The organism is Caldanaerobius fijiensis DSM 17918 (assembly GCF_900129075.1).
Taxonomy (GTDB): Bacteria; Bacillota; Thermoanaerobacteria; order Thermoanaerobacterales; family Caldanaerobiaceae; genus Caldanaerobius; species Caldanaerobius fijiensis.
On record NZ_FQVH01000002.1, the window covers coordinates 44,445 to 66,342 of the forward strand.

25 protein-coding genes are annotated in these 21,898 nt (G+C 36.4%); 22 read left to right on the forward strand and 3 right to left on the reverse strand.

The genetic code is table 11. The features are described 5' to 3' along the window. The first annotated feature begins 15 nt into the window (after window positions 1–15). Both BUB87_RS01525 and BUB87_RS01530 read left to right on the forward strand, forming a co-directional pair. The gene (locus tag BUB87_RS01525) at window positions 16–645 is read left to right on the forward strand and encodes a YigZ family protein (protein ID WP_073341336.1); all 630 of its coding nucleotides are present in this window, start codon (window positions 16–18) and stop codon (window positions 643–645) included. Between the two features lie 5 nt (window positions 646–650). Then, entirely contained in the window at window positions 651–1,034 is a 384-nt protein-coding gene (locus BUB87_RS01530; protein ID WP_073341337.1) for a CoA-binding protein, read from the forward strand. Window positions 1,035–1,041: 7 nt separating this feature from the next. Here the strand turns inward: BUB87_RS01530 and BUB87_RS01535 are convergent, their stop codons facing one another. Together BUB87_RS01535 and BUB87_RS01540 are read right to left on the reverse strand one after the other, a co-directional pair. Continuing rightward, window positions 1,042–1,407, reverse strand: a complete 366-nt coding sequence (locus tag BUB87_RS01535; protein ID WP_073341338.1) for a sulfite exporter TauE/SafE family protein — start codon at window positions 1,405–1,407, stop codon at window positions 1,042–1,044. Next, entirely contained in the window at window positions 1,404–1,814 is a 411-nt protein-coding gene (locus tag BUB87_RS01540; protein ID WP_456059091.1) for a sulfite exporter TauE/SafE family protein, read from the reverse strand. Before BUB87_RS01540 ends, BUB87_RS01535 begins: the two co-directional genes overlap by 4 nt. A 72-nt stretch (window positions 1,815–1,886) precedes the next feature. Between BUB87_RS01540 and BUB87_RS01545 the strand changes: the two genes are divergently transcribed. Beyond that, window positions 1,887–2,630, forward strand: coding sequence for a YebC/PmpR family DNA-binding transcriptional regulator (locus BUB87_RS01545; RefSeq protein ID WP_073341339.1), 744 nt, complete (start codon window positions 1,887–1,889; stop codon window positions 2,628–2,630). Here the strand turns inward: BUB87_RS01545 and BUB87_RS01550 are convergent, their stop codons facing one another. Continuing rightward, a complete protein-coding gene (locus BUB87_RS01550) occupies window positions 2,631–3,083 on the reverse strand; it encodes a chemotaxis protein CheW (RefSeq protein ID WP_073341340.1) in 453 nt (150 codons plus the stop codon). It lies immediately after the preceding gene. Window positions 3,084–3,290: 207 nt separating this feature from the next. On the opposite strand from BUB87_RS01550, the gene BUB87_RS01555 reads away from it, so the two are divergent. The 19 genes from BUB87_RS01555 (at window position 3,291) to BUB87_RS01645 (ending at window position 21,873) form a co-directional block, all read left to right on the forward strand. After that, a complete protein-coding gene (locus BUB87_RS01555; RefSeq protein WP_073341341.1) occupies window positions 3,291–3,845 on the forward strand; it encodes a hypothetical protein in 555 nt (184 codons plus the stop codon). Between the two features lie 85 nt (window positions 3,846–3,930). After that, window positions 3,931–4,428 (forward strand): crossover junction endodeoxyribonuclease RuvC, encoded by a 498-nt coding sequence (gene ruvC, locus BUB87_RS01560; RefSeq protein WP_073341342.1) that lies wholly within the window; start codon window positions 3,931–3,933, stop codon window positions 4,426–4,428. A gap of 4 nt (window positions 4,429–4,432) precedes the next feature. Continuing rightward, the gene (ruvA, locus tag BUB87_RS01565) at window positions 4,433–5,002 is read left to right on the forward strand and encodes a Holliday junction branch migration protein RuvA (RefSeq protein ID WP_073341343.1); all 570 of its coding nucleotides are present in this window, start codon (window positions 4,433–4,435) and stop codon (window positions 5,000–5,002) included. Window positions 5,003–5,028: 26 nt separating this feature from the next. After that, a complete protein-coding gene (ruvB, locus tag BUB87_RS01570) occupies window positions 5,029–5,994 on the forward strand; it encodes a Holliday junction branch migration DNA helicase RuvB (protein ID WP_407641815.1) in 966 nt (321 codons plus the stop codon). Between the two features lie 16 nt (window positions 5,995–6,010). After that, window positions 6,011–6,226: a DUF2905 domain-containing protein gene (locus tag BUB87_RS01575; protein WP_073341345.1), complete on the forward strand. Its 216-nt coding sequence runs from the start codon at window positions 6,011–6,013 to the stop codon at window positions 6,224–6,226. Window positions 6,227–6,257: 31 nt separating this feature from the next. Then, entirely contained in the window at window positions 6,258–7,907 is a 1,650-nt protein-coding gene (locus BUB87_RS15005; protein ID WP_073341346.1) for a SpoIID/LytB domain-containing protein, read from the forward strand. A 17-nt stretch (window positions 7,908–7,924) separates the two neighbouring features. Continuing rightward, window positions 7,925–8,950, forward strand: a complete 1,026-nt coding sequence (queA, locus tag BUB87_RS01585; protein WP_073341347.1) for a tRNA preQ1(34) S-adenosylmethionine ribosyltransferase-isomerase QueA — start codon at window positions 7,925–7,927, stop codon at window positions 8,948–8,950. Between the two features lie 46 nt (window positions 8,951–8,996). Further along, window positions 8,997–10,112, forward strand: coding sequence for a tRNA guanosine(34) transglycosylase Tgt (gene tgt, locus BUB87_RS01590; RefSeq protein ID WP_200792732.1), 1,116 nt, complete (start codon window positions 8,997–8,999; stop codon window positions 10,110–10,112). Window positions 10,113–10,144: 32 nt separating this feature from the next. Then, window positions 10,145–10,429 (forward strand): preprotein translocase subunit YajC, encoded by a 285-nt coding sequence (gene yajC / locus BUB87_RS01595; RefSeq protein ID WP_073341348.1) that lies wholly within the window; start codon window positions 10,145–10,147, stop codon window positions 10,427–10,429. A 72-nt stretch (window positions 10,430–10,501) separates the two neighbouring features. Further along, window positions 10,502–10,888, forward strand: coding sequence for a TIGR04086 family membrane protein (locus BUB87_RS01600; RefSeq protein ID WP_073341349.1), 387 nt, complete (start codon window positions 10,502–10,504; stop codon window positions 10,886–10,888). A gap of 60 nt (window positions 10,889–10,948) precedes the next feature. After that, window positions 10,949–11,092: a six-cysteine ranthipeptide SCIFF gene (gene scfA, locus BUB87_RS01605; protein ID WP_073341350.1), complete on the forward strand. Its 144-nt coding sequence runs from the start codon at window positions 10,949–10,951 to the stop codon at window positions 11,090–11,092. An 80-nt stretch (window positions 11,093–11,172) separates the two neighbouring features. Then, entirely contained in the window at window positions 11,173–12,522 is a 1,350-nt protein-coding gene (gene scfB, locus BUB87_RS01610; RefSeq protein WP_073341351.1) for a thioether cross-link-forming SCIFF peptide maturase, read from the forward strand. Between the two features lie 22 nt (window positions 12,523–12,544). After that, window positions 12,545–13,777 (forward strand): protein translocase subunit SecD, encoded by a 1,233-nt coding sequence (gene secD / locus BUB87_RS01615; protein WP_073341352.1) that lies wholly within the window; start codon window positions 12,545–12,547, stop codon window positions 13,775–13,777. A 12-nt stretch (window positions 13,778–13,789) separates the two neighbouring features. Then, a complete protein-coding gene (gene secF, locus BUB87_RS01620) occupies window positions 13,790–14,692 on the forward strand; it encodes a protein translocase subunit SecF (RefSeq protein ID WP_073341353.1) in 903 nt (300 codons plus the stop codon). A 13-nt stretch (window positions 14,693–14,705) separates the two neighbouring features. After that, a complete protein-coding gene (locus BUB87_RS01625; RefSeq protein ID WP_073341354.1) occupies window positions 14,706–14,999 on the forward strand; it encodes a phasin family protein in 294 nt (97 codons plus the stop codon). Between the two features lie 72 nt (window positions 15,000–15,071). Further along, a complete protein-coding gene (locus BUB87_RS01630) occupies window positions 15,072–16,727 on the forward strand; it encodes an ABC1 kinase family protein (protein ID WP_073341355.1) in 1,656 nt (551 codons plus the stop codon). Window positions 16,728–16,739: 12 nt separating this feature from the next. Further along, a complete protein-coding gene (gene recJ / locus BUB87_RS01635) occupies window positions 16,740–19,103 on the forward strand; it encodes a single-stranded-DNA-specific exonuclease RecJ (RefSeq protein WP_073341356.1) in 2,364 nt (787 codons plus the stop codon). 43 nt (window positions 19,104–19,146) lie between these two features. Then, window positions 19,147–19,674 (forward strand): adenine phosphoribosyltransferase, encoded by a 528-nt coding sequence (locus BUB87_RS01640; protein ID WP_073341357.1) that lies wholly within the window; start codon window positions 19,147–19,149, stop codon window positions 19,672–19,674. Between the two features lie 33 nt (window positions 19,675–19,707). Further along, the gene (locus tag BUB87_RS01645) at window positions 19,708–21,873 is read left to right on the forward strand and encodes a RelA/SpoT family protein (protein ID WP_073341358.1); all 2,166 of its coding nucleotides are present in this window, start codon (window positions 19,708–19,710) and stop codon (window positions 21,871–21,873) included. The last annotated feature ends 25 nt before the right edge of the window (window positions 21,874–21,898 follow it).

Here is a 21,898-nt window from a genome sequence, read left to right on the forward strand (position 1 = left end):
AACAGGGGTTGGTTTATGTTAAGCGAATTTATAACTGTAAAAGACGAGGGCAGTGCAGAAATAATTATTAATAAATCTCGTTTTATAGGATATGCAAAATATACTCCCGATGAGAAAAGTGCTCATCTATTTATAAATAATATAAAAGAACGGCATAATGATGCGACTCATAATGTATATGCGTATATATTAGGAGATAGTGGGGAAATACAACGGTTTAGCGATGATGGGGAACCTTCTGGTACTGCAGGTATGCCCGTTTTAGAGGTGATAAAAAGGGAACAACTGATATATGTGACTGTGGTGGTTACACGTTACTTTGGTGGTATATTGTTGGGAGCAGGGGGGCTTATAAGGGCTTATAGTAAAGGGGCAAAAATAGCCATTGATGCAGCAGGAATTGTGAAAAAGGTTTTACATGCCATTGTAAAAATTAAAATTGATTATACTTCACTGGGAAAAATACAGAACTATTTATCAAAACAAGGATTAAGGGTTGTTGACATTCAGTATTCAGAAACAGTTGATCTTATTATTGCTGTACCTCATGATAAAATCAATTATGTTAATCACGCTATAATGGATATGACTTATGGAAAAGCTAAAATTGATATAACCGGCTATGAATATTATGAAATGGAGTGATGAATATGTATAGCTATATAGAAGATGCATTAGACCAAAAAGTCTGGGCAGTGGTGGGAGCAACTCCCAATAAAGAGAAATATGGTTATAAGATATACAGAAAGCTAAAAGATAACGGATATGAGGTATACCCAGTTAACCCTCTGTATGAAAGTATTGATGGAGATACCTGCTATCAAAACCTCAAATCGCTTCCTGTTGTTCCCAGGGTTATAGACATGGTAGTTGCACCTAAGTTTGGCATGCATTATGTAGATGAAGCGGGGATTTTAGGAGTAGAATATATATGGTTTCAACCAGGGGCAGAGAGTGATGAACTTATAGAGGCCGCAAAGTCAAAGGGTTTAAAGGTTATATATAACGCCTGCGTACTTTTGGAATCAAAATAATCCCTCTTCACCAGTGTTTTTTCCCGCTTTTTTTATAAAGTATTTCATATATACCCATTAAGATCAAGAACACCGCAAACATCCTTTTTAAAATCATTGACGACAGCCATATAGCTATGTAAGCTCCTAAAATACTACCCATTATGCCTCCTGGAATTAGTGATATAATAATCTTGAAAATGAGGTTGTTATTTTTATAGTGGGTGATCAATGCGGCGGTCGCCATTGGTATAAAAACCAAGAGATTTACGCTTTGAGCTATGTGCTGGTCGACGCGACTAAATATGCTCAGAGCGGGGATAAGTATGGTGCCACCGCCTATCCCCATTCCGCCTATGATTCCAGATAAGATCCCTATTATAAAAAGGATCATGAAAACCACATCCTTAAAGCAGCGATTATCATAAAAGTACCAAATATTTTTTTTAATGAGTCTGAAGATAATTTATTTAATAACCTCGCTCCAATGTATCCACCTAATATACTTCCTGCACCAACTTTAAAAGTTAAAGGCACATCGTAAATGCCATTTTTTATGTAGATAAACGAGCTTATAAGAGCAAAGGGCAAGATTACAGCTATAGCCGATGCATGGGCCTTGTGGTCCTCGATGAGGAATAGAAATACGAGGGCAGGTACCACAATAGTACCTCCTCCAGATCCAAAAAGTCCATTTAAAATACCCGTTATAAATCCTAGTGCTAACAGTTTGATTGTTTTTTTCATTTTATCACCTTTTATATTATTTACAGAAGTTATCAGTATATACATGGGCAGCATGAGTTTACACCGTTGACATAGTGTGATAAAATGTAATTTGGCATTTGAGAGATGTTGAGGAGGTTTTTATATATGTCTGGACATTCTAAATGGGCTAATATAAAACACAAAAAAGAGAAAACAGATGCTCAAAAAGGTAAATTGTTTACTAAATTAACAAAAGAAATAATAATGGCAGCAAAGGAAGGCGGAGGAGACCCTAATGCCAATAGCAAGCTTAGGGATGCTATTGCTAAAGCCAAGGCAGCTAACATGCCTAGTGAGAATATTACGAGGGCTATAAAGAGAGGCACAGGTGAGTTAGAAGGTGTCAGTTACGAAAGTATAACCTATGAAGGCTATGGGCCTGGCGGTGTTGCTATAATTGTAGAAGCACTTACTGACAACAGAAATAGGACAGCTGGTGAGATGAGACACCTTTTTGACAGAGGAGGTGGCAGTTTAGGTGCTGCCGGTTGTGTGTCGTGGATGTTTGAGCGAAAAGGTGTTATTTCTATTGAAAAAAGCAATGATATAGATAGCGATGAGTTAATGCTTAAAGCCATTGATGCGGGAGCCGAAGATTTTTCGGTGGAAGATGAGGATTATGAGATAATAACAGATCCATCAGCATTATATCAGGTTAAAGAAGCTTTAGAGCAGAGCGGTTACAATATTACATCGGCGGAGATATCACTTATACCGCAAAACACAGTAAAGCTTGAGGGAGAACAGGCTATAAAAGCATTAAAACTTATAGAAACCCTTGATGATCACGACGATGTACAAAACGTATATCATAATCTGGAGATAACTGATGAGATGGAGATAGAGTAATCACCCTATCTCCTTTATCATTTCTTTTTCGTCGCGAGATAAAATTTCTCGTAAATTGAAGACTAATATAAGCTGGTCGTTGTATTCCAGAGAACCTATGATATATTTTTTATCGATCTCTTTTACAATTTCAGGGACATCCTTGATATTGTTGTCATCTATTACAATTATTTCAGTTATGTCATCAACTATCAACCCTACGACAATTTCGTCTACCTGTATAACAGCAATTTTTTTGTTTATATTAATATTAGAGGTTTGTTCGAGGTGAAACCTCTTTTTTAAATCGACTATAGGCACAATAACGCCTCGATTTTTGATAATACCTGATATGAAAGATGGGGCATTGGGAACATATGTAGGCTCTCTATAATTGATTATTTCTACTACATCCATTATGTCTGCCATAAATTTATAATCATTTAATTTAAATACGATAAACTGTTTTTCCATACTACATACACCTCTGAACAGTATTTTTTATGATACTACATTTATAATAATAAGATAACAAAAATCTTGCCAATTTACCAGTACCTTTTTGAATTAAATTAATATCACTTTGTACTTTGTTTTAGGTCGTGTACAAAAACATATTTTTATATAAATAATGTATAATTGACAATAATATGGTAATACATATAAATGGAGGTAATAAAAATGAGAAAAAGACTTTTTTCTGGTCCACTTGTAATAGTTTATATACTGTTTTTATTATTGGGATTCGGGTATGGTTATTATATAAATATGAGTAACAGCCGTAGTAGAAACATTGCTGAGAAAAAACCGGATAGACAGGTTATGATGCAAACGACGGTATACCCCAAAACTCAAATTGTCTTTAAAACTAAGTATATGGCGTGCGGGCATATTATAACTACTGAGCGAGATGCAAACATTGATGAAGTAGGCATGAATGAGGGGCAAGTAAAAAATAAATTTGCGAATTGGCAATTGCAGCGATTTGATAATAAAATAGTTATTTTATATAGGACAGCAGAAGGATATTGTCCTAATCATTTTATTATAAAGATTGATAGTAATGGCTATGTAGGCGTGTTTAAAAATGACGCTGATAAAGGTTTGGAGGAAATTCAAAAAACTGATATTTTTTATGGCTCGTTAAATGAACAACAACAGAGGCGTTTAAAGGATAATATAGTGGTGGATACCGAAGATGAAGTTACACGGGTACTCTCAGATTTAAGTACTTAAAAACACGTAATTACGTGTTTTATTTTTTGTTTCTTGTCAAAGTCCTCCTTTGATGCTAAAATTGAAAAGAGAGGGGATTTGTCAAATGATTGTAATGGGAATCGACCCGGGACTCGCTACGTTAGGCTATGGTATTGTAAATTACGAATACAATCATTTTAATGTTATTGAATATGGAGCTATAATAACGCCTTCAGATATGTGTTTGGCTGATAGACTAAGAGAAATTTACGATGAAATGGGCGATCTGATCGATAAATATAGACCCGATGCTTTCGCAATAGAAGAATTATTTTTTAATAAAAATGCTAAAACAGCTATTGTAATAGGAGAAGCAAGAGGGGTGGCAATAGTTGCTGCTGCTAAAAAAAATGTAGAAGTTTACGAATACACCCCTTTACAGGTTAAACAAGCAGTGGTAGGTTATGGAAGAGCAGAGAAATTACAGGTGCAGCTCATGGTTAAAGCCTTGTTAAATTTAAGGGAAGTTCCAAAGCCTGATGATGTCGCGGATGCGTTGGCTGTTGCTATTTGTCATTGTCACAGCACAGGAACATATTCAAATTATAATTTTGGGGTTTAGTGGTATGTTTGATTATATTTGGGGACAAGTAGTGGAAATCGATGATGAAAGTGTGGTTGTAGAAGTATCGGGGTTAGGCTATCAACTGTATATATCAAAAGCGACAGCAAAAATGTTAAATCTTGGCAATACAGTTAAGCTGTATACGTATCTCCATGTAAGGGAAAATGAAATAAAGCTTTTTGGGTTTTATGATAAGAATGAAAGGAGAGTTTTTAGAAGTCTTATCTCAGTTTCAGGGATAGGACCAAAAGTGGCTTTAAATATTCTCTCGAAATATACTCCTACAGAAATATTAACCTTTATAGCGACAGATGATGTCAAATCCATGACGAGTATACCTGGTGTTGGCAAGAAAACAGCTCAAAGAATTATTGTGGAATTAAAAGACAGGGTAGATAAGGAAGACCTTATAAGTAGTGTATCTTCTTTTGGAGAGGCAACTTCAGAGGTGGTTCAGGCTCTGATGGCATTAGGTTTTAACAAAAGCGAGATTGCGAAGGTCGTGGATAAGATCGAAGGACTCGAAATTGACGACGCTATAAAAATGGCGTTAAAGGAGTTGAGCGGATAGTGCAGCAAAGAATAGTTGCCGCGGAGATGAGTAATGAAGATAGTGGTTTGGAGTATAATTTAAGACCCAGGTATCTACATGAATACATTGGGCAAGAGAAAATAAAAAAGCTATTGACAATATATATAGATGCAGCAAAGGCAAGACATGAACCCCTTGATCATGTTTTACTTTATGGCCCTCCAGGGTTGGGTAAGACCACATTGGCTAATGTAATTGCTAACGAGATGGGAGTTGGGATTAGAATTACATCAGGACCTGCTATTGAAAGAGCAGGAGATCTTGCGGCTATTTTAACCAATATTCGTCAAAATGACATTTTATTCATAGATGAAATACATAGGTTAAATCGAGCTGTGGAAGAAATATTATACCCTGCTATGGAGGATTTCGTTCTGGATATAGTAATAGGTAAAGGACCCAGTGCCAGGTCTATAAGGATCGATTTGCCTAGATTTACTCTTATAGGAGCGACAACGCGAACAGGCCTTTTGACATCTCCACTGCGAGATAGGTTTGGTGTTGTGAGTAGATTGGACTATTATAACGAGGATGATCTATATAAAATTGTTAAGAGATCTGCTGGTATATTGGGTGTGTCTATTGATGATGATGCCGCATACGAAATAGCAAGGCGCTCAAGGGGTACGCCCAGGATTGCCAACAGGCTTTTAAAACGTATCCGGGATTTTGCTCAGGTAAAATCTGATGGCAATATTACCCAGGAAATAACAAGGGCTGCTCTTGAGATGTTAGATATTGATAAATTAGGATTAGATGAAATCGATAGATTGCTTTTAAAAACTATCGCATTGAAGTTTGGTGGAGGTCCTGTAGGGCTTGAGACCCTTGCGGCATCTATAGGAGAAGATACAGGAACTATTGAAGAGGTTTATGAACCTTATTTGTTGCAAATAGGATTTATAAAGCGAACACCCCGCGGGAGAACAATTACTCCCCTGGCTTTAGAGCATTTAAAGATTGCCCTATAGGGAGGGATGGTTTATAATGTTTGACGGTTTAGGTAGAACTTTTATCCTGGTAGGAGTTATTTTTATTTTGATAGGCATTGCATTTATAGTGGGTAAAAAATTAGGTTTTGGAATGTTGCCAGGGGATATTGTAATAAGAAAAGGTAATGTTACATTTTATTTCCCGCTTGTCTCGGGTATTTTGTTGAGCATTATATTGACAATTATATTGAACCTGATATTCAGACATTGAGATTATTAGTCACAAGGGGGATTACCATGAAATGAAAAAATTAACGTTATTTATATTAACGATGATTATCACCTTTTCAATTACGGGGTTTAATAGGGGTGCATCTGAAAATTTACATGTTGAAACGCAGTACATACGGGTTGGTTTAAAATATGGCAGCAAGGCGGTCAATGCTTCGCAGGTGTATACCAAAGGTATTATAACCTATGGTGTATATAACGGTGATAATTTTATTCCTTTATATAAAGGTAAAGAGGGAGAACAGGCAGTTATCAAAAAAGATGATTATTATCATATAGTCATTGCCGGTTTTGGTGGCGATTTGGACAAAGGTCTTTCATATATAGATGAACTTAGAAAGAAAAATGTAGATGGTTTTTTGATGTACGACGAAGGAGGATATTCGGTAGTAACAGGTGAATACATGAGTCAAGAAGATGCAAACAATGCTCTAAATAGTTTAAAAAATATCATTTTGGATCGAAAACTTACAGTTGTTAATCCTGCAAAAGCTATTTATATAATCACATCTCAGAAGATCTCTGTTAGAACGGATAGGCTTATTGTAAGGCCATCTAATAACTTTATTGAGATAGATAACGATACGACGTATAGAGGCGAGTTGTGGTTTGTAAGGCAAGATGGCAGTGATATGACCGTGATCAATTATCTCCCTTTAGAGCAGTATTTATACAGTGTAGTGCCTTCGGAGATGCCCTCGTCGTGGCCTATGGAAGCGCTTAAAGCTCAGGCTGTAGCAGCCAGAAGTTATGCTGTTGCAAATTTGGGCGCTAATTCTAAATATGCAAAATATGGTTTTGACGTAAGCAATGACGTATCAAGCCAGGCGTATAACGGGTATATTTACACCTACAATGGCAATAAATATTCCGGTGAAAGTTCAAGAACTAACGAAGCTGTTGATGATACTAAAGGGATTGTACTTATATATAACGGCAAAGTTATTGATGCATTGTATTTTTCTCATAGCGGTGGATATACCGAAAATAGCGAAGATGTATTTAAATACGCTGAACCTTATTATAGAAGTGTTAACGACCCGTATTCCCTGGGTTATAACCCAGATCTGGATAACTGGAGTGTTACATACACACAGGCAGAATTAAAAGATATGCTTAAAAAGAAGGGAATTGATGTAGGAGATATATTGGATATTAAGATTACTGATAAAAGCTCGTCGGGCAGAGCTACTTCAGTGATTATTAGTGGAACAAAAAATAATTATACATTGCAGGGAGAAACTAATATTAGGATGAGCCTCGGACTAAAAAGTGCAATGATCAAGAGCATAGCAAAAGCTGGAGAAAAAACCGTTAATAGAGTTGTGACTGTTACTGATGGTAGGATGACTATTGCAAAAGATATAGAAAGTCTTTATGCTATAAAAGGCGATTGGTCGACGTCGAAAGTATCGGGAAACCTTTTTGTTATCAGCAAATTCGGGTTAGGGCAATTAAATGATGCTGTTAATGAACCACAAAACCAAAGCATACCCGAGAGTTTTACGTTTGTCGGTAGCGGTTCGGGTCATGGGGTAGGCATGAGTCAGTACGGTGCCAGAGGGCTTGCCGAGAAAGCTGGTAAAAGTTTTATAGATATATTAAAGTATTATTATAAAGATATAACGGTTTTTGATACTACAGCCAATAAATCTTTGTAAAAGGAGTTAATACTAAAATGAATGTACACGATTTTTACTACGAGCTACCGCAGGAACTGATAGCTCAGGAGCCGTTAGAAAGAAGGGATAGTTCTAGATTGATGGTTCTTCATAGAAAAGATGGCAGCATAGAGCATAAGATATTTAGGGATATCGTTCAGTTTTTAAATCCAGGAGATTGCCTAGTGTTGAATGATACCAGGGTGATTCCAGCCAGGCTGATAGGCCATAAAAAGGATACCGGTGGTATTATAGAGTTTTTGCTGCTGAGGAAAACAGCCCTTGACACGTGGGAAGTATTAGTAAAACCAGGGCGTAGAGCAAAAATAGGTACGAGATTTGTTTTTGGCGATGGTGAATTGGAAGCAGAAGTCATTGATAATACAGATGCAGGTGGAAGGATTGCTAAATTTTACTACGAAGGAGTTTTTGAAGAGATATTGGATAAACTGGGACAGATGCCTCTTCCTCCGTACATAAAGAAGTCATTAAAAGACAAAGAAAGGTATCAGACGGTATATTCTAAACATGAAGGCTCTGCTGCTGCACCTACTGCGGGTCTTCATTTTACCAATGAGTTATTGGATGTGATTAGAGAAAAAGGTGTTCATGTGGTTTTTATCACGTTGCATGTAGGTCTGGGCACATTTAGGCCGGTAAAGGTGGAAAAGATAGAGGAACATCGGATGCATTCAGAGTTTTATGTTGTAACAGATGAGGTCGCAAAGACATTAAATGATGCTAGAAAAAAAGGCGGACGCATCATATGCGTAGGAACCACTTCAGTTAGAACTTTAGAAACTGTGGCAGATGATTCAGGTGTAATACATAGTAGTTCAGGGTGGACAGACATTTTTATATATCCAGGCTATAAATATAAGGTGGTGGATGGACTTATAACCAATTTTCATCTACCCGAGTCAACGCTGATAATGCTGGTATGCGCTTTTGGTGGATATGATCATGTAATGAGAGCCTATCGTGTAGCTGTTGAAGAAAGATATAGGTTTTACAGTTTTGGCGATGCTATGTTGATTATTTAATTGTAATTTAATTTTAATATTATATACAGGAAAGGATGAAGGGTTTTTGCTGAAATTTGAAGTACACAAACGGGAAAAAAATACAATGGCTCGTTTAGGCCTTCTTCAGACTTCCCACGGAACTATTGAGACGCCTGTTTTTATGCCTGTAGGGACTCAAGCTACAGTAAAGGCTATGACACCCGATGAATTGAAAGATATAGGGGCCAAGATTATCCTCTCCAATACCTATCATCTATATTTAAGGCCGGGCCATGAGCTTATAGAAAAAGCCGGTGGATTACATAAATTTATGAGCTGGAATGGTTCTATTTTGACAGACAGCGGAGGTTTTCAGATATTCAGTTTAAATAAATTAAGGAATATATCTGAAGATGGCGTTGAATTTATTTCTCATTTAGATGGTTCCAGGCATTTCATCGGGCCAGAAGAAAATATGCGGATACAAAACGCTCTTGGAGCGGATATAATAATGGCCTTCGATGAATGCGTGCCATATCCAGCTGATTATGACTATGTGAAAAATTCTATGGAACTTACCCTTAAATGGGCAAAGAGGTGTAAAGAATCCCACAAGCGCCCTGATGAACAGGCGTTATTTGGCATTGTACAGGGTGGAACTTACAGGGATTTAAGAGAAGAAAGCGCCAGGCGGACGGTTGATTTGGATTTTCCAGGATATGCTATTGGTGGACTGAGCGTAGGTGAGGAAAAGGAACTCATGTACGAAGTTATTGAATATACTACACCTTTGTTGCCTTTTGATAAGCCAAGGTACCTCATGGGAGTCGGAAGCCCAGATGCACTTATAGAAGGTGTTATAAGGGGTATAGATATGTTTGACTGCGTTTTACCCACCAGAATTGCCAGAAATGGAACAGTAATGACGAGCCACGGCAAGCTTGTAATTAGAAATGCCGAATATGCTGAGGATTTTCGCCCACTGGATGAAGAATGTGATTGTTATGCTTGCAGAAATTTTTCCAGGGCTTATATAAGACATCTATTTAAAGCCGGTGAAATCTTGGCTGCAAGGCTGGCTACAATTCACAACCTGTATTTTCTTATGAAACTCATGGAAAAAATCAGACAGGCAATTAAAGAAGATAGATTGCTTGAATTTAGAAAAGAATTCTTTACAAAATATGGCTATGTGTATTAAAATAAATGATATAAAAAAAGGGAGGAATGTATATGTCACAACAGACAAGTGCCACGGTGGCAGTAATTGTGCAGCTCTTGCTGTTTGTAGCCATCTTTTATTTGTTTCTCATCTTGCCACAGCAGAGAAGAGATAAAAAGGAAAGACAGATGTTAGAATCTCTTAAGCCAGGCGATGAGATAATTACAAAAAGCGGAATATACGGAAAGGTGCTTAATATAAAAGATGATACCATTACCATAGAAGTGGGAGCTGATAAAGTAAAATTAAAAATAGCCAAATGGGCTGTTGGCAAAATATTGACTATAAAAGACTAAAAGATAAATTGTCATAAAATGTACCTCCTGTCATAGATTTTATTGAAGACGTTTGTAGAAGGAGGGAATTTTATGGCAAAGGTTCAGCATTCTTCTGATAGCATAATAGGAATTAGAGGTATAATCAAGGGAACATTATTTGGGTTAATTTTATCTTTAGTGTTGTTTTTGTTTTATTCAACATTGCTTTCATTTACATCCATTTCAGAATCTACCATACCTATGTTTATACATGTAGTTGTGGCGATTAGCGTTTTTGTATCAGGTGTTATAGCTGCTAAAATTGCTCAAAACATGGGATGGCTAAATGGTCTGGTGGCAGGGCTATGCTATGTATTAATACTTTTGTTGTTAAATGTGCTTATATACGATGATTTGACTTTAAAGAGTTTTTTAACCGATTTGCTAATAAGTATGGTTTGCGGTTGCATTGGTGGAATGATTGGAATAAATCTATGATGATACAGATGACAATCGTTGATTGTTATGCTATAATCTATCAGGAAGGGAGGAATTACAGTGAAGCATGTCAAAATAATAAACAAAGGTTCTATGAATAAAAATTTAGAAAAGTACGGCTGTGGAGAGTGCCAGTCATCATGTCAGTCGGCATGTAAGACATCGTGCACGGTTGCAAATCAGGTTTGTTTAAACAATAAATAATATAATACATAAAAGCAGTAATAATTTTTATTATTACTGCTATTTGTGTATGTCATTAATATTTAAGGAGAGAGAGGGATTTGGGAGTACACAAGTTTGAAGCCAATGGCAATAAAATAGCTCTGGATGTAAATAGCAATGCCTTGTATATGCTGGATGATTTGTCTTATGACCTTATTGATTACATCGAAAAGGAATTACTGGATGACGCGGTAAGGGATTTAGGAAACTTTTATGATATTGAAAACATAAAAGAGGCATATGAGGAATTGATCTCTCTAAAACGGGAAGGTATGCTTTTTACGCAGGATCCTTTTGAAAATATAGAAATACCTTATGGGAAGCCGGTAGTAAAATCTTTATGCCTCAATGTAGCCCATGACTGCAATCTAAGGTGTAAATACTGTTTTGCGTCTGCAGGCGATTTTAAAGGTCAAAGACAATTGATGAGCGCTGAAGTGGGTAAAAAAGCCATAGATTTTTTAATAAGACATTCTGCTTCGCGTAATCATCTGGAAGTTGACATGTTTGGCGGAGAACCATTGATGAATTTTGACGTGGTAAAAGAAGTAGTGGAATATGGCAGAGAACAGGCCCAAAAATATGGCAAATCAATAAATTTTACTATAACTACCAATGCTGTTATGTTAAACGATGAAAATATGCGCTATATAAACGAGAATTTCTACAATGTGGTATTGAGTCTTGATGGACGACCTGAAGTAAATGACAGGATGAGAGTGCATCTAGATGGTGCAGGCAGCTATGGACATATAGTGGATAAAATCGTCAAGATGGCCGAAATGAGAAAAAATAAAGAATATTATGTACGTGGGACTTATACGCGTTATAATCTTGATTTTGCTAGGGATGTCTTGCATATAGTAGATCTCGGCGTTGATAGGGTATCTGTTGAACCAGTTGTGGCACCAGAAAGTGCGGATTATGCATTAAGAGAGGAAGACCTGCCGGTTATAAAAGAACAGTATAAAATACTGGCAGAAGAATATATTAAGAGATATAAAGAAGGAAGACCATTTATATTTTTCCATTTTAATGTAGACTTGACTCAGGGACCATGCCTGTATAAAAGGATAAAAGGCTGCGGTGCTGGAAATGAATACCTTGCTGTAACACCTGAAGGCGATGTCTATCCATGTCACCAATTCGTAGGCATAAAGGAGTACAAAATGGGAAATGTCATAACAGGTGAATTTAACCAGAACATGCAGATTGATTTTATGAAGACGAATATCTATACAAAGCCCCAATGCAGTAAATGCTGGGCAAAGTATTTTTGCAGTGGTGGATGCCATGCCAATGCGTATCAGTATAACGGTAACATCAATATGCCCCACAAATTAAGCTGTGACATATTAAAGATAAGGACAGAATATGCGCTTATGATAAAGGCTGTTTTGTCAAATTAGAACGTGTAAAGGAGGCATATAAATGAACTATAAAAATGCTTTGAAGTTCCTTGTAGCCGTCGCTATTATAGCCATATTAGCACTGGGTACGGCTTTCGGAATAAATATAGGGAGCTTAAAGATAAAACCTGTTCAAGATTACATCAAACTCGGACTTGATTTTAAAGGCGGGGTTTATGCAACCCTTGTTGCACAAGGCAAAGTTGATTCAGATACTATGAACAGAGCTATAGCTATTGTGAGAAATAGGGTGGACATGCTGGGAGTGACAGAACCTGTAATTACACCTGTCGGCAGTAATGCAATTATGGTTCAGCTGCCTGGCATAAAGGATCCTGAATCTGCGATAAAAGTTTTAGGACAAACTGCTCAGCTGCGTTTTGTAGGACCGGATGGTAAGACTATATTGACAGGTGCGGAAGTAAAAACTTCTAAAGCGGAATTGCAGAGGACAAATGCGGGTCTGGAAGAGCCTGTGGTGACTTTAGTATTCAATGCCAAGGGAACAAAATTATTTTCTGATGCGACACAAAAGTTTTTGGGGCAACCTATCGCTATATACCTAGATAAAAAAATGATATCAAATCCTGTGGTACAGGCTCATATAACTGATGGAAACGCTATAATAACAGGTTTACAGACCTTTGAAGAGGCGTCAAAATTAGCTACCCTCATTAGATCAGGTGCGTTGCCTGTTCCATTAAAGGCAGAGGAAGTAAGGGCAATAGGTCCTACTCTGGGAATGGATTCCATGAGGGAAAGCTTGATGGCGGGATTATACGGCATAATTCTCGTTATGCTTTTTATGATTGCATATTACAGGTTGCCTGGGCTTGTTGCTGACCTGGCGTTAATTGTTTACACGGTCATAACACTGATTGTCTTGGCTCTCATACACGCTACTTTGACATTGCCCGGCATGGCTGGTATTATTCTTTCTATAGGTATGGCTGTGGATGCTAATGTTATTATATTTGAAAGGGTCAAAGAGGAACTAAGAAATGGAAAATCCCTGAGGTCAGCTATTGATGCAGGCTTTGCTAAAGCCTTTTGGACGGTGTTTGATGCTAATTTGACCACCATAATTGCAGGTGTCGTGCTCTTCTATATGGGTTCGGGTACCATAAAGGGTTTTGCTGTTACCCTTATAATAGGTGTTCTTGCCAGCATGTTTACAGCTATAACCCTGACGAGATTGCTGCTAAAGATGCTTGTAAATACCAACATCACCAACCTTAAATTATATGGAGCGTAAGGAGGTACGGTCATGGGAATCTTTATAGCAAAGAGAAACATATGGTTTGGTATATCACTTGCAATTATACTAATCGGTTTTTTATTCACCGCAATTCGCGGCGGAGTAAACTATGGCGTGGATTTCGCTGGCGGCACCCTCATGCAGGTAGACTTTCACAAGCCGGTGACTAAGGCTTTGGTAAACCAGATAAACGATGTATTGAGCAGTAAAAACCTCTTAAAAGATAGCTATGTTCAACAGATAGGAAACAATCCTGATGTGGCACAAATCAAAACGAGAAGTCTTTCAGATCAGGAAAGAGTAGAGCTGTTTAAGGCTTTAAAGGGAAGATTTAATTTGCCAGAGAATGAACCGCTTTCCACTACGAAAGTTGGTCCCTCTATGGGAGTGACGTTGAGAAATCAGGCTATATGGGCTGTGATTGTAGCGTCTATCCTGATGCTCATTTATATAACCATAAGATTTGAGTTTAAATTTGGTGTAGCAGCTGTTTTGGCTTTGATACACGATCTTTTGATACTCTATGCTGCCTATGCGATTTTTAACATACCCATAAACACACCATTTGTTGCAGCTATGTTGACAGTGCTGGGTTACTCTATAAATGATACCATCGTTATTTTTGATAGGATAAGAGATAACCTGAAGATAATGAGGCGAGAGAAATACGATGTTATAGCGGATAGGAGTATAATGGAGACTCTGGCCAGGTCTATTAATACGTTATTGACCGTTATTATAACGCTGGTAGCGTTGTATTTCTTTGGCGGACCATCAATACGTGAGTTTGTTTTACCTCTTTTGATAGGTATTGTAAGCGGAGGTTATTCATCAATTTTTATAGCCAGTCCCATATGGTATATTTTAAAGAATAGGGAAGTTTCAAAAAGGGCATCATATAAAACGAATTAAAGGAGGAGTTGATATGCTAAAAGATATAATACTGGCTGGGATCGGATTGATCTCTCTTACCAAAGATAAGGCTCAGGAAATTGCCAGTGAATTGGTAAAGCGCGGAGAAATTGCCAAGAATGACGAAAGCGCCTTTGTAAATAGAATGATGAAGTTAGCGGAAGAGCAAAGCCAAAAAATGAAAGAAAAAATTTCTGATGAGGTTCAGAAAATAATGAAATCGACAAACGTTGTTACGCGCAGTGAGTTTGAGGAATTAAAGAGGCGGATAGAAACTCTGGAGGAACAAATAAGGCAAGGTCAATAATTAAAATAAAGGATTAATGATAATAATATCATGGTGATATTATTATCATTAATTTTTTTGAGGTGACTATGATTGAACAGAAAAAACATAAAAAGGTATAAAAAAATCATAGAGGTATTGGCTAAAAATGGTTTGTACATACTCTTAAACAATTTAGGAATAAAAACCAGGGTTAGAAAACTGGTAATCGATGATATTCCTTTACCTGTTAGAATAAGACATGCCCTTGAAGAATTGGGCCCGACTTTTGTAAAATTAGGACAGATGATAAGCTTAAGGACTGATTTGATACCGCAGGATATCGCCAGTGAATTGGCAAAATTGCAGGATAAAGTTAAACCTTTTGACTTTATAGACGCAAAGCGCATTTTCGAGAGCGAATTAGGTTATAGAATTGAGGACGTTTTTGATTATTTTAGTGAAACACCTATTGCGTCAGCGTCTATAGGACAGGTTTATGTGGCATCACTGAAATCTACAGGAGAAAAAGTCGTGGTAAAGATACAGAGACCAGGCATAGATGATATGATTAGCAGTGATATCAATGTGCTCGCTGAGATTGCTCAGTTTTTAGATGAACACGTTAAAAATAGGCCAGTATCCTTTGTGCAGGTAACAACGGAAATGTGTAATGCATTAAAGAGAGAGCTGGATTATACATTGGAGGCTAGAAATGCAGAAAAATTCAAAAACCTATATAAAAATTCTCTTAACAGGAATCATGTTGTCATTCCTAAAGTATATTGGGATTATACTACCAGAAAAGTTCTCACGCTAGAATATATAGATGGAATAGGCGTAAAAAATATAGAACGTATAAAAAGAAGCCATTGGGACGTAAAGAATATTGCCAGGATTGGCGCTATCAGCTTTTTAGAACAAGTTATGGATTTTGGCTTCTTTCACGGTGATCCACATCCAGGTAATATAATGGTATTGGGTGATGATAAAATCGCCTATATTGATTTTGGTACTGTAGGTAAACTCGATAGGATACAAAGGCGATTTTTATATAATTTGTTTGAGGCTTTTATAAATGACGATGTAGATTCTATGGTAGAAGATTTTGAAGAAATGGGATGCATAACATCTAGTACAGATATTATTTCTTTTAAAAGGGATTTGAAGGATATTATAGATGTGTATTATAATGCATCTATAAAAGATATAAACATGAAGGATCTAATAAGTCAAATAACGAATATTGTATATAAGCACAGCATCGTTTTGCCAGCCGATTTTACGCTATTGTTTAAGGCATTGATTACTATTGAAGGCGTTGGAAAGATATTAGATCCTGACTTTAACCTTTCGACTCTCATAAAGGATTATTCTATACACAAGTTTAAAAAGAAGTTAGACCCGCTAACATACATAGATGAAACTATTCCGGAAATTAAGAAGTTGCTGCGCCTGAGTTTTAAAATGCCATATTTGATATATGAAATTCTAAAAAAAACGGAAAAAGGCGATATGGCAATAGAAATAAAATATAATGATATTGATGAAATAAAAGACGCATTGAGAGAAATAACAAACAAACTATCACTGAGCATCATCGTATCTGCGTTAATTGTTGGTTCCTCACTGGCATTGCAGATAAATACAGGGCCCAAAGTATTGGATATGCCTTTGTTTGGTATATTAGGTTATTTAATTGCCTGTGTTATAGGATTATGGCTTATAGGGACCATGATCATTAGCAGCTGGTTTACAAAAAAGAAGTAGAGGGATGATCTCATGCTTACAAGAAAATATCGTTGGATCGGCTGTGATATATTAAATCAGCAGTCTATAGTGACACAACTTGCTGCCAAAAGGGGAATTGATATTTATATATCTAAAGACATGATTAGAGATCCTTTTGAAATAAAGGATATGAAAAAAGCTGTACAGAGAATAAAAAAAGCTATAGACGAAGGTGAAAAGATTGCTGTATATGGAGATTATGATGTAGATGGTATAACTTCAACTGCTATACTATATAAGGCATTAAAAGGATTATCGGCTGATGTTATGTACTATATTCCTGATAGACTTGATGAGGGTTATGGTCTAAATATCGATGCTGTAAAGTATTTGATTGATTGTGGTGTAAAGTTAATTATTACTGTTGACTGCGGAGTTACAGCATTAGACGAGATTAAATATGCTAATGATTGCGGTATTGACGTAATTGTTACAGACCATCATACATGTGGACCGGTTTTACCTCCTGCCTATTGTATTGTCAATCCAAAAAGGGAAGATGATATATCGCCATTTAAACTTTATGCTGGGGCTGGGATTGCTTTTAAGCTGTCAATGGCTTTAGGATATTCGGTAGATGATTTTATTCAATATGCAGTGTTGGGTACGGTTTCAGATATTGTTCCATTAGTAGGTGAAAATAGAATTATAGCAAAATTGGGTTTAGAAAAGATAAATGAGAGAAGCGATCCTGGAATTACGGCGCTTATTGAGGTATGCGGGATAACCGGCGATGTAAAGTCTGAAGATATAGGATATAAAATTGGGCCGAGGTTAAATGCGGCTGGAAGGATGTCTACTCCAGAATTGGGGTTAAAATTATTACTGACAGAAAACAAGAATGAGGCAATTGATATAGCTAAGGAATTAAACCGATTAAATAGTCAGAGACAGTATATAGAAAACGAGATTTACTCTGAGGCTGTAAATATGGTAGAGAGCGAAATGCTTCCGGATGTACTTGTGCTAGCAAAAGAAGGGTGGCATGAAGGTGTAATCGGCATTGTGGCTTCTAAATTGGCTAATGTATATAATAGACCGTGTATTGTAATATCATTGTCCGGTGACATTGGAAAAGGTTCATGTAGAAGTATAAAATATTTCAATATATATGAAGCTCTTAAAGTATGTGAGCCATATTTAGAGAAATATGGTGGACATGATATGGCTGCGGGATTAACCATAAAAGCAGAAAATATAGATGTCTTTAAAAAACAAATTAATTTGTATGCACAAAATATTTTGAAGCCCGAACATAAAACACCTGAAATTTATATTGACATGGTCTTGCCTGAGGAGTATTATCTTATAGATACAGCAGAAGAATTGTCTCTGCTTGAACCTTATGGTATAGGTAATCAAAAACCCGTTTTCCTATGTAAGGATTTGACTGTTAGCGATGTGCGAAATGTTGGCGATGATAGACATTTGAGGCTGAAATTGTATAGTAGTAAAGGCAGAGAAATAAATGCTGTGGGATTTAACATGGGAAGTTTGATAAATGATATCAAACAAGGTGATTGTATTGATGTGGTCTGTAATTTAGAAATAAATAAATGGAATGATGAGAACAATTTACAGTTTAACTTAATTGATGTGAGATATTCAAAACGTCAAATAACAAACTTATATAATAAATATTTAAATACGTTTAAGCGAGTAATATTAAGGAGCGAGTTTTCGCCAAAACATGTTAAGATATCAGATATAAAAGCGAAAAAAATAGAAGAAGCTCTGCTCCCTGCTTTGCTAAAAGAGTATAATAATCTTATAATCGTATATAGTTTCAGACAATTAATCAATTTTATAAGGAAGTTTGGTGAACTGTCTGAAAATATAGGATTGTGCTTTGAAGTCATTGATGATGAAAGAAAGAATATCCTGCTGGTTAATCCTGATTATACTTTATTGGACTTCAGTAGGTTTCACAATATAATTTTTTTAAATTTACCTGTCGATATAGAAAATTTAAAAGATATAATGAATGTTATGGACTTCAATGTATTTTTTATTGATGACCCTTGTCATGTGCTGTTGTACAGCGAGGATGTTTGTGATATGATACCGACTAGAAGCGATTTTGAGGATGTATATATTTGTATAAAAGAATGTGGTAAAGAGATTTCCAGTAAGAGGTTAATACAAATGTTAAATAAAAACCCTTTAAAAATTGATTTGTGCACGCAGATTTTTAGAGAACTTGGACTAATTAAAGTGACAGAAAAAGACGACGGAATATATTACGCTATAAATCAGGTAGGCAAAGTAAATCTAAATAATTCTCGGCTGTACATGAAATTATTAAAGGTGCGTAATATAGCAAGTGATTTTCTTATGTCGAAAAATATTGTATAATTAGATTGTACTTATTAAAATGTATATATCTAGGAGGGTTTAAATGGATCTAACAACAATAAAAGAAATGATAAGAATTATACCTGATTTTCCTAAAGCGGGGATAAGTTTTAAAGATATCACGACAGTTATAAAAGATGGTGTTGCACTCAAATATATAATAGATGAGATGGCCGAGAGATGTAGTGACAGAAAGATAGATATAATAGCCGGTCCTGAAGCTAGAAGTTTTATCATAGGAGCACCATTAGCTTATCGGCTTGGCGTTGGATTTGTCCCAATACGTAAGCCAGGGAAATTGCCAGCTGAAACAATAAAGAGAGAATATCAATTAGAATATGGTACTGATGCGATGGAATTGCACAAGGATGCCATAAAGCCGGGTCAAAATGTGCTTATAGTGGATGACCTGCTTGCTACAGGGGGGACAATTATTACAGCGGTAAAATTAGTTGAAGAATTAGGTGGAAACGTAACAGGATTGATGTTTTTAATTGAGCTCACAGAGCTGGGAGGTAGAAGGACACTGAGCGATTACGATGTAGTATCGTTAATTCAATATCCATATTGATATGGATAAGCAATGGTAGTCAGGTGATGAATTATGTTAGATGACATAATAAATAAAATTAAGGCATATTCCAGCGATGAAGATGTGAAAATCATTCAGAAAGCCTTTGATTTTGGGGAAAAGGCTCATTCAGGTCAGGTACGAGTGTCAGGAGAGCCATACCTTACACATCCGCTGGCAGTAGCGTTGATCTTGGCTGATTTACAGCTGGATATTAGTACCATTGTTGCAGGTATTTTACATGATGTCATTGAAGATACTCCGTTTACTTACGAAGATATAAAAAATGAGTTTGGCCAAGAAATCGCCGATTTAGTGGATGGTGTAACTAAGCTGAGTAAAATTGAATATAAGACAAAAGAAGAACAACAGGCCGAAAATATGCGTAAGATGCTTATGGCCATGGCTAAAGATATAAGGGTCATACTCATAAAATTAGCGGACAGATTGCACAACATGAGGACTCTTAAATATCTGCCATCTGATAAGCAAGTTGAAAAAGCAAAAGAGACGCTGGAAATATATGCCCCGATAGCCCATCGTCTTGGTATTTCCAAGATACAATGGGAGTTAGAAGATTTATCTCTTCGGTATATTGATCCAGAAGGTTATTATGAACTTGTTGACAAGATTGCACAAAAACGAAAAGAAAGAGAGGCTTTTATTTCAAGTATCATAGAGATATTAAAAGCTAAACTTCAGAGCATTGGCATTGAAGCAGAGATTGATGGAAGGCCCAAACATTTTTATAGCATTTACAAAAAAATGAAGCTTCAAAACAAAACTTTTGAACAGATTTTTGACCTGACTGCCATAAGAGTGATAGTGAACACTGTGAAAGATTGCTATGGGGTATTGGGCATTGTACACACATTATGGAAACCTATACCAGGTAGATTTAAAGATTATATCGCTATGCCCAAGCCTAACATGTATCAATCTTTGCACACCACGGTTATAGGGTTAAAAGGGCAAGTATTTGAAGTCCAGATCAGGACATGGGAGATGCATAGGACAGCGGAATACGGCATTGCAGCTCATTGGAAATATAAAGAGGGAAAAAGCTCTGAAGATGATTTTGATGAAAAATTGACATGGTTGAGACAGTTGCTTGAATGGCAGAGAGAGTTAAAAGATCCCAGGGAGTTTATGGAGGCATTAAAAATAGATCTTTTTACTGATGAGGTATTTGTATTTACGCCTAAGGGCGATGTAATAAATCTTCCTTATGGATCTACTCCTATTGATTTTGCGTACATGATACACACCGATATAGGGCACAGGTGTATTGGTGCAAAGGTCAATGGTAAAATTGTACCCCTGGATACGGTCTTAAAAACAGGAGATATCGTGGAAATAATGGTATCGCCTAATAAAAATCATGGACCCAGTCGGGATTGGCTAAAAATAGTAAAGAGTTCGCAGGCCAAAAATAAGATTAATCAGTGGTTTAAAAAAGAGCAGAGAGAAGAAAACATTGAAAAGGGAAAAGATTTGATAGAAAAAGAGATAAAAAGGCAGGGATTGAGCCAATACGCGATTAAAGATGAGATTTATGATGCTGTTTTAAGAAAACTAAATTTCAAAACCACCGATGAGATGTATGTGGCGGTAGGAGTTGGTTCAATTACACCTGTACAGGTTGTTTTAAAGATAAAGGAAGAGCTTAAAATTGATGGTCAGCAGATTATTACTGAACAAAACATAGAAAACATAGAGGTTAAAAAGAAATTTAGTGAAAAGAAAAATCAGACAGGGGTAAAAGTAAAAGGAATAGATAATATAATGGTAAAGTTCGCAAAATGTTGCAGCCCTATTCCTGGGGATGAAATAATAGGTTATATAACTAGGGGACGCGGTGTAACAATACACCGTAAGGACTGTGTAAATATAACAAATAGTTCTTTGGATAATAATAGGCTTGTAGAGGTTGAATGGGCAATAAATGTAGATAATAGATTTCCAGCTGATATACAAATTATATCTCGCAATAGATATGGTTTGCTTACAGATGTAACTAATATCCTGTCAGAAGCTAAAACCTCTGTAAAAGCGCTGAATGCAAGGGCAAGCAAAGATGATCTCGCATCTATAAGTTTAACGGTAGAGGTGAACACAAAAGAAGATTTAAATAAGCTCATAAATAGAATAAAACTGCTGACAGGTATTATAGATGTTTACCGAATAAACACTGCTTAAATTAAAAGTACAGGAGAGGTGTTAA